Annotated in this window: 13 protein-coding genes; 1 reads left to right on the top strand and 12 read right to left on the bottom strand. The window is 64.8% G+C overall.

Annotated features, from left to right (window positions below; translation table 11 throughout):
* Positions 1–152: 152 nt before the first annotated feature.
* The 12 genes from QZ281_RS02195 to folE all read right to left on the bottom strand — a co-directional run bounded on the left by QZ281_RS02195 (position 153) and on the right by folE (position 10,896).
* Complete coding sequence (locus tag QZ281_RS02195) at positions 153–557, bottom strand: MAPEG family protein (RefSeq protein ID WP_292224196.1); 405 nt, start codon at positions 555–557, stop codon at positions 153–155.
* Between the two features lie 3 nt (positions 558–560).
* A complete protein-coding gene (locus QZ281_RS02190; RefSeq protein WP_292224194.1) occupies positions 561–2,339 on the bottom strand; it encodes a M14 family metallopeptidase in 1,779 nt (592 codons plus the stop codon).
* 101 nt (positions 2,340–2,440) lie between these two features.
* Positions 2,441–3,073, bottom strand: a complete 633-nt coding sequence (locus QZ281_RS02185) for a hypothetical protein (RefSeq protein WP_292224193.1) — start codon at positions 3,071–3,073, stop codon at positions 2,441–2,443.
* A 118-nt stretch (positions 3,074–3,191) separates the two neighbouring features.
* Positions 3,192–4,124, bottom strand: coding sequence for a DUF3829 domain-containing protein (locus QZ281_RS02180; RefSeq protein WP_292224190.1), 933 nt, complete (start codon positions 4,122–4,124; stop codon positions 3,192–3,194).
* Between the two features lie 131 nt (positions 4,125–4,255).
* Positions 4,256–5,785, bottom strand: coding sequence for a UbiD family decarboxylase (locus QZ281_RS02175; protein ID WP_292224187.1), 1,530 nt, complete (start codon positions 5,783–5,785; stop codon positions 4,256–4,258).
* Between the two features lie 10 nt (positions 5,786–5,795).
* Entirely contained in the window at positions 5,796–6,458 is a 663-nt protein-coding gene (locus QZ281_RS02170) for a Pr6Pr family membrane protein (protein WP_292224186.1), read from the bottom strand.
* A gap of 20 nt (positions 6,459–6,478) precedes the next feature.
* Positions 6,479–7,321 carry an aldo/keto reductase gene (locus tag QZ281_RS02165; protein WP_292224184.1) on the bottom strand — a complete coding sequence of 281 codons (843 nt, stop codon included), beginning with the start codon at positions 7,319–7,321 and terminating at the stop codon, positions 6,479–6,481.
* A 35-nt stretch (positions 7,322–7,356) separates the two neighbouring features.
* Positions 7,357–8,241: an alpha/beta hydrolase gene (locus QZ281_RS02160; RefSeq protein ID WP_292224182.1), complete on the bottom strand. Its 885-nt coding sequence runs from the start codon at positions 8,239–8,241 to the stop codon at positions 7,357–7,359.
* A 73-nt stretch (positions 8,242–8,314) separates the two neighbouring features.
* A complete protein-coding gene (locus QZ281_RS02155) occupies positions 8,315–8,656 on the bottom strand; it encodes an MmcQ/YjbR family DNA-binding protein (RefSeq protein WP_292224179.1) in 342 nt (113 codons plus the stop codon).
* The gene (locus tag QZ281_RS02150; protein WP_292224178.1) at positions 8,653–9,378 is read right to left on the bottom strand and encodes an SPFH domain-containing protein; all 726 of its coding nucleotides are present in this window, start codon (positions 9,376–9,378) and stop codon (positions 8,653–8,655) included. Before QZ281_RS02150 ends, QZ281_RS02155 begins: the two co-directional genes overlap by 4 nt.
* A 294-nt stretch (positions 9,379–9,672) precedes the next feature.
* The gene (locus tag QZ281_RS02145) at positions 9,673–10,119 is read right to left on the bottom strand and encodes a biopolymer transporter ExbD (protein ID WP_292224177.1); all 447 of its coding nucleotides are present in this window, start codon (positions 10,117–10,119) and stop codon (positions 9,673–9,675) included.
* 159 nt (positions 10,120–10,278) lie between these two features.
* Positions 10,279–10,896: a GTP cyclohydrolase I FolE gene (gene folE / locus QZ281_RS02140; protein WP_292224174.1), complete on the bottom strand. Its 618-nt coding sequence runs from the start codon at positions 10,894–10,896 to the stop codon at positions 10,279–10,281.
* A 132-nt stretch (positions 10,897–11,028) separates the two neighbouring features.
* Between folE and cysS the strand changes: the two genes are divergently transcribed.
* Positions 11,029–12,438: a cysteine--tRNA ligase gene (cysS, locus tag QZ281_RS02135; RefSeq protein WP_292224172.1), complete on the top strand. Its 1,410-nt coding sequence runs from the start codon at positions 11,029–11,031 to the stop codon at positions 12,436–12,438.
* Positions 12,439–12,775 lie beyond the last annotated feature (337 nt).

The raw sequence follows: 12,775 nt of genomic DNA, 5'->3' as shown, positions 1-12,775 counted from the left end.
CTGACGGCCTCTGCGGCGTCGGCTCCGGCTCTCAGAGCCGCCTGAACGATGTCATTGAGAAGATCGGCGGAGACGGGCGCGGTCGTGGTTTCAGTCATGCCCCGATATGGCGGACGCGCCCCCGCACCGCAACATGCGCGAGGGCTTCGTCGTCAGAGGGCGTAGGCGATCAGCCCGACCGCCACGCTCAGCAAGGCGATCCACGTCAGAACCATGCCCAGAACCCGGCCCAGCGACGGGCCGGTCTGGAACAGCAGGCCCAGGGCGTGAATGACCCGCCCGATGAACAGGGTCGCCCCCACCGCATGGATCATCCACGGCTCGGCCCCCAGCAGCGCCAGAAGACCCAGGGCCACCATGCCGGGGGCGGCATATTCGGCGCAGTTGCCAAAGGCGCGGGTGGCGGATTGCAGCTCAGGGTTTCCGCCGTCGCCGAACGACACCAGATGGCGTCGACGCCCGCTGACGACCACGCCGGACAGCACCAGCAGCAGGATGATCAGCAGGCCGCTCCACAGGCCCGCCGCCTGCAGAGCCTGCATCAGATGTGGCGTCATGGATCAGTTCTCGCGGGCAATCGGGTACAGCAGATAATGGTCGTCGTAGAAGGGCGTCCGCTCATAGAACCAGGCCAGACGCGCCTGCGGATCGGCGGCGAAGGCCGCATCCGCCGCCAACTTCGCCTCGAACTCGGCTTTCAGCGCCGGGTCCGCCGCCAGCATCTTCTCGGCTAGAGGGGCGATGGCGTAGGCCTCGATATACTCGACGCGGCTCATGACCTCGGGGAACAGGCCCCAGGCGAAGAAGCTTTCGTTCGACTGCGGCTCCAGCAGCAGGATGGCCACATCGCCCAGCGGCTGATCGGTCGGCACACGCACCGATCCAGTGGGGAAGGTCCAGTCGCGGCGCTCCACATTGACCGTCTCGACCGAGGCCTGGACGTGGCCTTCGTTGGCGCGCGTCGCCAGCTTGGGCGACACCAGACGCAGCATGTCGACATTGACCACGCGCGGCGCGGCGACCGTCTCCATCTGCACCCCGTGCGCCTTCAACCGTTCGATGATGTCGGTGCGATAGCTGGGGATCCAGTAGGCCGTGGGGCGTTGCAGGGTTAGGGTCGGCTTGGACCCATAGAAGGGCATCTGCCACAGAACGGGATCCGGCTGGCCCGACCAGCGGATTTCCTGACGGCCCGACGCGGGGCTGAAATAGGTGTCGAACAGCACGCCCTTGAACGGACGGGTGGAGGAGGGGGCCTCGTCCTGCTCGAAATTGGCCAGGATTTCCGCCGGGCGCAGCGCGCGGTCCTGTTCGGTGGCGGCGCGCAGGGCCGAACCCTTGTCCGCCAGCAACCGCAGCGCCTCTTCGATGAAGACGTATGTGCCCAGAACCCGCTGCTCATGCGGCTTCAGGCTGTGGTTCTCGATCAGGATGGTCGGGACGTGGGCCGCCGCCCCCCAGCCGTTGGAATAGCGTTCGCCCAGCCCGCCATCCGACAGGCCCGCCTTGGGCGCATCATCATCGACCCCGAACACCAGTTCGCCGGGGATATGGCCTTCACGCTCCAGCGCCGCGTTCATGGCGGGCTTGAACACGGAATCCAGCCACTGTGATCCGTGCGGCGAACGGCTGAACGATCCGTCCTCGCCGTTGAAGCCGAAGGTCACGTCGTACTGGTAATCCAGCCCGTCGGTGACATGGACATCCACATAGAGGTCGGGCCGGTATTTCAGGATCAGGCCGCGCACGGCCCGCATCTCGGGCTGGTCCAGCTTCAGATAGTCGCGGTTCAGGTTCTGGTTGGTGGCGGTGTTGCGCCAGCCCTGAATGCGCGGCCCGCGCTGGTTGGGACGCGAATAGGCCGATGCCCGCTCATGTCCGTCCACGCTCAGGATCGGGATCAGGATCAGGTTCACCCGATCCAGCAGGGCGTCCTTGCCGTAAAAGGCGATGTCGCGCAGCAGCATCATGCCCGCGTCCTTGCCGTCGATCTCGCCGGGGTGGATGCCCGCCTGGATCATCAGCACAGGCTTGACCGGATCAAACGCCGCGCCGTCCTTGGACGCGATCACCGCATAGATGGGCCGCCCCTCGGGCGAGACGCCGAACTGTTCAATGCGGATCAGGTCAGACGACGCATCCAGCCGGTCGAACCAGGCGCGGGTGTCGGCATAGTCAGGGCTGAAATCATGGGCCGGGTCCGCCTCGAACGCCGTGACCCACGGGTCCGATGTCCCCCTCAGCAGGGCCTTCGAGGCGCCGTTCCACGCAGGCGCGGGCGGCAGGAAGGCTTGATCCCACGGGGCGGTGTTGGGAACGGACGAAGGCGTTTGCGACATGACAGGGGGAACCCAGCAGGTAAGGGCGGCCAGAAGGGCCGGGACTGCAAGATAGGGATGCATGAAGGCTTTCGTGGGCCGATTGCCCCCGCCTGACAAGCTCAGCCTCCCGCGCCGAACGCCGGGGCCCAGCCTCCGCCTGCAATCAGCACGGAGGCGGCGTTCAACACGCCCCACAGGCTGTACAGCAGAACCAGCACCAGGGCGGCGACCGCCACCCGACGCCACGGCGCAAAGGCCGCCGTCGCCGTGCAGGTCACAAAGATGGCGATGCCGACCCACAACCGCACCGAACTGGTCAGTTTGGCGAAGCCGGGATCAAGCTGGGCCAGCACCAGCAGCACCACCGCCACGATCAGATTGGCCGCCAGAATGCAGGAAAAGACCAGACGTCGCCGCGCCCAGAAATGCTCGTCCAGATCGATCTTGTCCTCGCCGCCTTCGGCCGAAACGCGCGGGAATGTGATGCTGGCGGCGACATAGAAGGTGGCGGCGATGGCCAAGGCGATCAGCAGGACGAAGGTGTTGAACGGCGCCCCGCGAAAGATGATCCAGGCCTGGTTCCAGAAGGTGGCGATGTCGATAGCCACGAACAGCGCCAGCAGCGGCGTCAGCAGGCCAAACCGGATGCGGTCCTTCTCGTGCAGGACCCGCGCAAACCCGCCGACAAGCTCGGCGACGGACAGGCCCAGAAGCAGGCCATAGAAGCTGAAAAAGAACTCGAACGAACTCAACGCCATTCCCCCGGACTGAGGATGACAGAGCTAAACCGTATCCGGGGCCGCCGCCAGTCGGCGTCTGCATGCAGAAATCGCCTCCGCCGCGATCAGGCGGCGGAGGCGGCTGTATTGGTCAGATCGGCATTTCGACCCGGTTCACCGTGCTGATGGCGCGGTTGTAGTCCCCCACGATGCTCTCGCGGTGACGGTCGCTGTTGTCCTGTTTGTAGTCGCGCCACGAGCCGATGATCGAATCCAGATAACCGGCGATGGAGCTGAGTTCGGACTTGTTCGCGGCGTCCGCCGCCATGCCGGCCTGGGTCTCGCGCAGCTTGTTGGTGGCGGCGACGAACTCCGGCAGCAGGCGGTCGGCCTCGGCGGCATTGTCGTCGATCACGGCGGTGGTGAAGTGATCGGCCTTCTGCATGGCGTCCATCATGCTGGCCTCGGCGGTGTGGCCCGCCTTGACCAGGGCCGCCATCTTGGCCGCATTGGCGGCGCGCTGATACTCGGTCAGGGCCGCGTCGAAATCTTCGATGCCCGCGATCGAGTTCTCATAGGCCGAGATCAGGGCCGGGTGCGCCGCCTTGCCCTGGGCCAGATTGTCTTCGCGATAGGCGCGGGATTCATAATAGGGGTCCAGCGTCTTCCACTGGGCCAGCAGCGCCTCAAGATGCGGCAGCAGCTTGTCCACCGCCGCGTCGGTCCTCTGGCTCTGGCCGCCGCCCGCCAGGGCCTTGCCTTCCTTCAGCTTGGCGATCGCCGTTTCCAGCGTGGTGATGTTCTCGGGGAAGTTGATGGTGCTGGACGGGCTGGCGTTCGGAATATCCGTCTTCTGATAGCGTTCGAAGTTCTCGGATACGCCCCAGCTGTCGTCGATCAGCTTGTTGAACGCCTCGGAATAGAGACCCATTTTCTGCTGGGTCGCCTCGTTTCCTGCGGCCGCCTTGACCGACTGGGCCTGTCCGTCGGGGCCGCCCTTGGCGTCGCCCTGTCCGCAGGCTGCAAGCCCCATCGTCATCGCGCAGACCAAGGCCATGGCGCTGACAGCTGTCCGAGATTTCATATGGTCTTTCCCTTCCTCGACCGGCGAAGACACAGCTTCGCCGCAGTCCGGTCAGGGAACGCCACGGCCAAGTCTGGGTTCTCGAAAAACCATCGTTCGTCGTGATTAAATCGCAAACCTTTGAAAAGGCGTCACTTCCAGATCGGTTTGCTGTCGCCGGGCAGGCCCAGACGGTCCCACATGTCAGACACGCGCTCGACCACGTCCTGATCCATGCGGATTTCCTCGCCCCATTCGCGCTTGGTCTCGGGCTCCCACTTGTCGGTGGCGTCCAGACCGATCTTGGAGCCCAGCCCGCTCTCAGGCGAGGCGAAGTCCAGATAGTCGATGGGGGTGGATTCGATCAGGGTGATGTCGCGCGCCGGGTCCATCTTGGTCGAGATGGCCCACATGACGTCCTTCCAGTCGCGGGCGTCGATGTCGTCGTCCACGACGATAACCCACTTCGTGTACATGAACTGGCGCAGATAGCTCCAGACGCCCAGCATCACCCGCTTGGCGTGGCCCGGATAGGCCTTCTTCATCGACACCACGGCGATCCGGTAGCTGCACCCCTCGGGCGGCAGCCAGAAGTCGACGATTTCGGGGAACTGCTGGCGCAGCAGGGGGATGAACACCTCATTCAGCGCCTCGCCCAGCACGCTGGGTTCGTCCGGCGGACGCCCGGTGAAGGTGGTCAGATAGATGGGGTCCTTGCGCATGGTGATGGCGCTGACCTTGAAGACCGGGAACTTCTCGACCGAGTTGTAATAGCCGGTGTGGTCGCCGTACGGGCCTTCATCCTCGAACTCGTCCAGCAGGACGTGGCCTTCCAGCACGATCTCGGCCTGGGCCGGGACCATCAGCGGCACGGTCTTGCAGGGAACCAGCTCGGCCTTGGCTCCCCGCATCAGGCCCGCGAACTGATATTCAGACAGGGTGTCCGGCACCGGCGTCACGGCGGCCAGGATCGTGCCGGGATCGGCACCCAGAACCACGGCGCAGGGCAGGGGCTCGCGCTTTCCGGCCTTTTTGTGCCGGGCGTAATGCTGCGCCCCGCCACGGTGCGCCAGCCAGCGCATGATGGCCTTGTCCTTGCCCAGCACCTGCATCCGATAGATGCCCAGGTTGAAGTCGTCCTCGCGCTCCTCCGACGGTCCCTTGGTCACGACCAGACCCCAGGTGATCAGGGGCGCAGGCTCGCCGGGCCAGCACGACTGGACGGGCAGGCTGGTCAGGTCGATCTGGTCGCCCTTCAGCACCACGTCCTGCACCGGGGCCTTCTTCACCGTCTTGGGCCGCATCGACATGACGGTCTGCGCCAGCGGCAGCATCTCCATCGCATCGCCCAGACCGCGCGGCGGCGTGGGATTGCGCAGGAAAGCCAGCAGTTCGCCGACCTCGCGCAGCTCCGCCGTGGTGGTGCGCGCCTTGCCTTCCAGCGTCACCCCCATCGCCACCCGCTTCACCGTGCCGAACAGATTGGCCAGGCAGGGGATGGGGCTGATGGTTCCGTCCGGCATCACCGGCTTTTCAAACAGGACCGCCGGGCCGCCGTTGCGCAGCAGCCGGGTCTGGATCTCGGTCATCTCCAGCACGGTCGAAACCGGCTCGGACACCCGCACCAGTTCGCCGTCGGCTTCCAGTTGCTCGATGAAGTCGCGAAGGGATTTGTAGGCCATGAAGCGTGGCTTAGGCGGCTCGCGCGTCCGTGTCACGCCCCGCGCGGCCCATCAGTCGATCCAGTCCGACCACCGCCAGTCCGACCGCCAGGAACAGGCCCAGCATGGCCGCCGCCCAGAAGCCGGTCTTGGCCCAGCCCAACTGCTCCACATTCATGAACCAGTACGGCCACCAGCCTGATGTAAAGCCGTGGATCAGGGTCCACACGACATAGATCAGCGGAAACGCCAGCCACTTGATCGCATCGGCCCAGCGCAAATGGCCCTTGGGCGCGAACATCAGCCAGTCCAGCACAAAGGCGATCGGCATCACATAATGCAGCAGGGTGTTGGCCAGCCACGCCAGCCCTTGCGGCTCCCAGACATGCGCCAGCAGGAAGTGATAGGTCAGCCCCACCACCGCGATATACATGGCCAGCGCCGCCCGCACATGGACATTGGCGCCCCACCGGCCCAGTCGGCTGTCGGCCCGAACCAGCGGCGCGGTCAGGGCCAGCGCCGCCAGAAGATTGGTCAGGATGGTGAAATAGCTGAAGAAGTTGACGGTCAGGCCGGGCATGGCCCCAACCTCCGCCGGGCCGATCATCAGCAGATACTGAAGCCCCAGCGCCGCCCAGCCGACAACGGCAAAGGCGCCCTGCCACAGTCGTGGTCGATCACGCGCACGCAGCATGGACGCCCTCCCGTCTCGGATCAGGCTTCAGTCTTGTCCCATTTGAACGTCGGGTCCAGCCAGTCGCCCAGACGTTCTGCGCGATCCAGCGCGTTCAGGCGCTGAACCTCTTCCGCCGACAGTTCGAAATCGAAGATGTCGAAGTTCTCGCGCGCACGGCTTTCCTTGGTCGTGCGCGGGATGGCGATGATCTTGTTCTGGATCAGCCAGCGCAGCGTCACCTGGCCGTTGGTCTTGCCGTGGGCCTTGGCGATGTCGGAAATCGTGGCGTCGTCGGCGATCTTGCCCTGGGCCAGCGGCGACCAGGCCGTGATCGACGATCCCAGATCGGCGGCGGTGGCGACCAGCTGGTCAATGCCCAGATAGGGGTGGTGCTCGACCTGGTTGGTGATCAGCTTGGCCTTGGACAGACCCTGCGCCTGACGGAATTCCTTGGACGGGAAGTTGGACAGACCGATCGACTTGGTCAGGCCCGCGTCCTTGGCGGCGTTCAGGGCGCCCAGCGTCTCTTCGAACGTCGGCTCGGCCTTGGGCCAGTGCAGCAGCAGCAGGTCGGGAACCGTGCCCAGGCTGTCGACCGATTCCTGCGCCTGACGCAGCAGGCCGTCGTGGTCGAAGTGGTCGACCCAGATCTTGGTGGTCAGGAAGAAGTCTTCGCGCGCCACGCCGGAATCGCGGATCCCTTCGCCGACCGCCTTCTCGTTCTTGTAGATCCAGGCGGTGTCGATGTGGCGGTATCCGATCCGCAGCGCCTCGGCGACCATGCGGCGTGCATCGTCAGGCTCCAGCTGCCACGTCCCGAAACCCAGCAGGGGGATTTCGACGTCGTCGACTGTAATTGTGGGTTGGTCGCCGTAAGCCATGGGACAGTCCTTCACGTCAGGGGAGAGCGGAACAGTTAGGCGCCCGATGCGTCCGCCGAAAGGTCCGCATCAAACCATTGCAGAATTTCTTCCCACAACGGCTCCATCCCCTTCCTGAACGCCCCCTCGTGGCCAATACGCTTGAGGCCATAGTCGTGCGGCTTGCGGTTCAGGATTTCAGCCGGTGCGGCAGGGTAGGCGGTCAGCAGGCGCGCGCCCGTGCCTGGCGTTGCTATGGGGTCGTCGCTGAAGATCCATGACCGGATCGGCGCTGTCACCTTGTCGAACTGCTGTGGGTCCAGCGCGCCGTCGGCCAGTTCCTTCAGGAAATAGTCGGGCTTCAGGCACCAGCGTTTCCAGGTCTCGAACACGCCGCGCGGCAGATCGGTCCCGCGCCACAGTTTGCCGCTGGGCACATAGTCGTGTCTGCGGATTTCGCTGGGGCCAAGCGCCAGCCAGAAGAACAGCTCGAACGGGTTGTAGGTCCGATGATGCCCGCCCCACCAGCCGGTGCCGACCGAGATGAAGGCGTGTTTCGCAAACTCGCTCTGGTTCGGCATGAAACCGACGAAATGGCCGCCGACGCTGTGGCCGACGTGGAAGACGGGCAGGCCGGGCGCCGCCACCTTCAACGCCTTCAGGGCCGCCGGCATGTCCAGCCGCCCCCAGTCGGGATAGTCCATCTGCATCGCCGCCAGGTCATCCGGCCGCGATCCGCCGATCCCGCGATAGTCATAGGTCAGGACCACGGCGCCGCGCTCGGCCATCCAGCGCGCGAACCGGCCATAGAAGCCGCGCGGAAAGCCGGTCCCCGCCGACACCAGCACCGCCATGCGCGCTTCGGTCGGACGAAACAGCGTCGCCTCCAGCGGCCAGCCGTCGCTGGCCTTGATGATCCGATCTTCAACCCTGACCGTCACGGCGCGTCCCCATAGTCGTCTTCATGTCCGTTTTTATAGAATACGGACTATGGCTGATTTCCCTCGCGTCAGGTCAAGCTTCGTCGAAGCTTTTTACCAGCCGTCTAGGCGCCACCCTGCGCCAGCGCGCCTCCAGCATGACCTTCAGCCAGACCGGATCGACCGTGGCGAGGCGGGCCAGCACAAGGGCGTGGTCGCGGTAATGGTCGGTGAAATGAAAGGTCGCCGGGTCCATCTCGATCAGCAGATCGCGCTCATCGCGGTTGTTCAGATGCACCACGATGCTGTCGTCCAGCCGGGGACGCATCCACGTCAGGAACTTGCCCGCCACCTTGAACGACGGCTCGCCATAAGACACTCCGTCCTCGACGCCCGGAAAGCCGAACAGCAGGGCGCGCAGCTCGTCGTGGGTCATCGGCTGCGGTCGTCGCCGATGACGATGGTGGTGGATTTGGCGTTCTCGGCGGTCTTCAGCAGTCGCAGTTGCGCCAGTTCGGGGTTGTCCTTCAACAGGCGCGCGGCATTGGCCAGCGACCGCAACGACGCCTGTTCGCCCCGCGCCCGCTCCAGCGCCGCCAAACCTTCCAGACGCGCCCGCTCGACCTCGCTCATCAACCGGCGCACCTCGGGCGGCAGGGTGACGGCGGTGATCTCGACCCGTTCGATGCGGGCCGCCCCGACCGTGTCCGTCAGTCGTGCGCTAAAGGCTTCAGCGGTTTCGGGCGGCTGCGCCAGCAAGGTCTCCAGCGGCGTCTCGCCCGCCAGTCGCGTCAAGGCCGCCTGCACCGCCAGATCGATCAGCGGCTGGACCGGCTCGCGCAGGGATATCTCGGCGTTTTCGATTCGAAACAGGACCGTGGCGGTCAGGCGCAGCGGCATCCGCTCGGACGACAACACATCGGCGCGCACCTGATGCACCCGCTGGTCCAGGCTGATGGGCGAAACCATCAGATAGCCGCGCCCCTTCCACAGCCAGTGGACCCCCGGCTCCAGCAGGCGTTCGAACACCCCGTCGATATAGACCGCCGTCCGCTCCCAGCTGTTGACCCGCACCCGTTTGCGCGACCGCAGAATGACGACGGCGGCGACGATCACAGCCGCGCTCAGGATGACCAATAGAATCTGCGCCGCGCCCATTCATCACCCTCTGCGTCAAAAGGAGGCCCGACGCCGTGGCGGAGGGGCGGGGGCTCTAAACCCACATGGCCCATCCACGACTTGCCTTGCGGCGGGCGTCGGGCGCCCAGTTTTGTTGTGACCAAACATTAGAAGGCCGATCCTTTGCGGCTGACCGCGCCCCGCAAGGGGCGTCGCGCCGGACTGACCTTCAAAGGGGATCGAACCCCAAACCCAGCCTAGCCTGATCATCGGCCAAAGAAAAAGGCCGCATCCCGAAGGATGCGGCCCTGATCGTTTTGGCTGAGCCTGAACTCAGGTGATGTCTTCGTTCAGCAGGCCGACCTTGAAGAAGCCGTTCTTCTGCATCTCGTTCATGACTTCCATGAACTGCGAGTACTTCACTTCCGGCTGGGCGCGGACGAAGACGCGCTCTTCTTCACAGCCCTGACCGGTGGGGTTGCCCACGGCGGTGCAGACGTCTGCAGCCAGTTTCTCGATGGTGGTCTGCTTGTCCGCGATGAACAGCGAGCCCGAGTCCTGGATGGTGATGTAGACCGGGTCCTTGGGCTTCTCAGCCGCGTTCTCGGGCGGGGTTGCGGGCGGCAGGTCCAGACGGATCGACACGGTCGCCATAGGTGCGGCGACCATGAAGATGATCATGAGCACCAGCAGAATGTCGATGAACGGCGTGATGTTGATATCAGCCGTTTGTTCGATCGTGTGTTTGCTTCCGCCGGAACCACCGAGCTTGGCAGCCATGCATCGTCTCCGTTACTCGCCTGACGCAATCCGCGTCGACATTTCCCTATGGATCGCCCGAAGGCTTGCAGGGTTCTTGGCGTCCCGATGCGCGCTTGTAAAGCGGTTCTAAACGATCTGCCGTTCCCGAACGTCAATTACACGCAGGAAGCGCAGCGGTTACGCCTTCGCGAGCTTCAGAAAACGGTCCATCAGGGCAGGATCGTCCTTGAAGGCGCCGGTGAAGCGGGTCGTGATGGTCGAAACATGCCGGTGATGCACCCCGCGGGTGGTCATGCACTGGTGTTCGGCGTCCAGCATCACCGCCACGCCCTTGGGCTGCAGGTGCGATTCGATGGCGTCGATGATGTCGTTGGTCAGGGTTTCCTGATTCTGGAGCCTGCGCGCAAAGATCTCGACCACGCGCGCCAGCTTGGAGATGCCCACCACCTTCTCACCGGGCAGATAGGCGACATAGGCCTTGCCCAGGAAGGGGGCCATGTGGTGCTCGCAGTGGCTCTCAACCTCGATGTCGCGCAGGATGACCATGTCATCGTACCCGGTCACGTCCTCGAAGGTGCGGCTCAGCTCCTTGGCGGCGTCGGCCTCATAGCCGTCGAACCATTCGCCATAGGCGTCCACGACCCGCTTGGGCGTGTCGATCAGGCCGGGGCGTTCGGGGTTGTCGCCAGCCCAGGCGATCAGGGTCCGCACCGCTTCCAGCGCCTGTTCACGGCTGGGGCGTTTCGAGGTCGCTTCGTTGGCGACAAGGACGGGCGTGGCGGGCGTGGCGCTCATAGGACTCGATTTCCGGCCGGGGCGGGGAGGACCGCTCGGGGTTTACCTTCTACAATCCATCAGGACTGTATATCAGGCCGCTATATGGGACGGACCCTCCGTCCTGCAAGAAAACCCGCTGAAGACTGATCCATGCCGCTGCACATCCACGACACCCTGCGCCGTGAAAAGCGCCTGTTCACGCCGCGCGACGCGAACCGGGTGACCCTCTATGTCTGCGGCCCGACGGTCTATGACTATGCCCATATCGGCAATGCGCGCCCGCCGGTGGTGTTTGACGTGCTGGTGCGCCTGCTGCGCCGGACCTATGGGGCGGATCATGTGATCTACGCCCGCAACGTCACCGACGTGGATGACAAGATCAACCAGAAGGCCGCCCGCGAAGGCGTGCCGATCGGCGATGTCACCGCCCGCTATGAGGCCGCCTATCTGGCCGACATGGGCCTGTTGAACGTGTCGCCGCCCGATATCGCCCCCCACGTCACCGAACATATCCCGGCCATCGTGTCGCAGATCCAGTCGATCATCGACGCGGGTTGCGCCTATGCGGCCGAGGGGCATGTCCTGTTCGATGTGTCGTCCTACAAATCCTATGGCGCGCTGTCGGGCCGGAATCTGGACGACATGATCGCGGGCGCCCGCGTCGAGGTCGCCCCCTACAAGAAAAACCCCCACGATTTCGTCCTGTGGAAGCCGTCCAAGGCGGACGAACCGTCATGGCCTTCGCCGTGGGGCGAGGGGCGTCCCGGCTGGCACATCGAATGCTCGGCCATGATCGAAGAGAATCTGGGCCTGCCCATCGACATCCACGGCGGCGGCATCGACCTGGTCTTCCCGCACCATGAGAACGAGATCGCCCAGGGCGTCTGCGCCCACGGCCATGCCCATGCGGACGGCGCCCACGACGAATACGCCCGCTACTGGATGCATAACGGCTTCCTGACCGTGGATGCCGAGAAGATGTCCAAGTCGATCGGCAACGTCCTGCTGCTGCATGATCTGGTTCAGGCCATGCCGGGCGAGGTCGTCCGCTGGGCGCTGCTTAGCGCCCACTATCGTCAGCCGCTGGACTGGAACCAGTCGCTGCTGGATCAGTCCAAGAAGTCGCTGGATCGCCTGTACGGCGCCCTGCATCGTTCGTCGGGCGTTGCGGCGCTCGATCTGGACCCGCCCGCCGACTTCCTGAAGTCCATTGAGGACGACCTGAACACGCCCGGCGCCATGGCGTCGCTGTTCGCCCTGTCCAGCGAGATCGAGCGCGGCATGACGGCGGGCGATCTGGACGCGGTGGCTCAGGCGCGCGGCCGCCTGATCGCCTGCGCCTCGATTCTGGGCGTTCTTCAGGCCGATCCCGCCGCCTGGCTGGAGGGCGATGTGTCAGACGACCTCCGCGTTGAGGTCGACGCGCTTCTGGAACAACGCGCCGCCGCCCGCGCCGCCAAGGACTGGGGCGAGGCCGACCGCATCCGCGACCGTCTGAACGAACTGAACGTCGTCGTCATGGACGGCCCCGACGGCGCCACCTGGCGCATGAAGGGCTGATCCACCTTCTCCTCCCCATTTCATGGGGAGGTGGCGCGGCGCGTCTTCGCGCCGTGACGGAGGGGTTCTTCCCGCATCCCCGGCGCCTTTCCGCGTCCAGAACCCCTCCACCGCTCCGCGGTCCCCCTCCCCATGAAATGGGGAGGAGAAGCATCGTGCGACTGATGGGTATTTTCCTCCAACCATCACAATGACGCTGCTCAAACCCGGCCTTTCCAAGCGTCTAGCCCGATCTCGACCCAATCGACGCGCCTGACCACCCACATCCCCTATGCTGACAAGGTCCCGTCGCCCGGAGGGCTCGTAAGGCCTGCGACCTTGCGGCGGCGGGAGCGGA

It is taken from the genome of Brevundimonas sp., assembly GCF_018608325.1.
GTDB lineage: Bacteria > Pseudomonadota > Alphaproteobacteria > Caulobacterales > Caulobacteraceae > Brevundimonas.
This window is presented reverse-complemented; position numbering and strand designations above follow the sequence as displayed.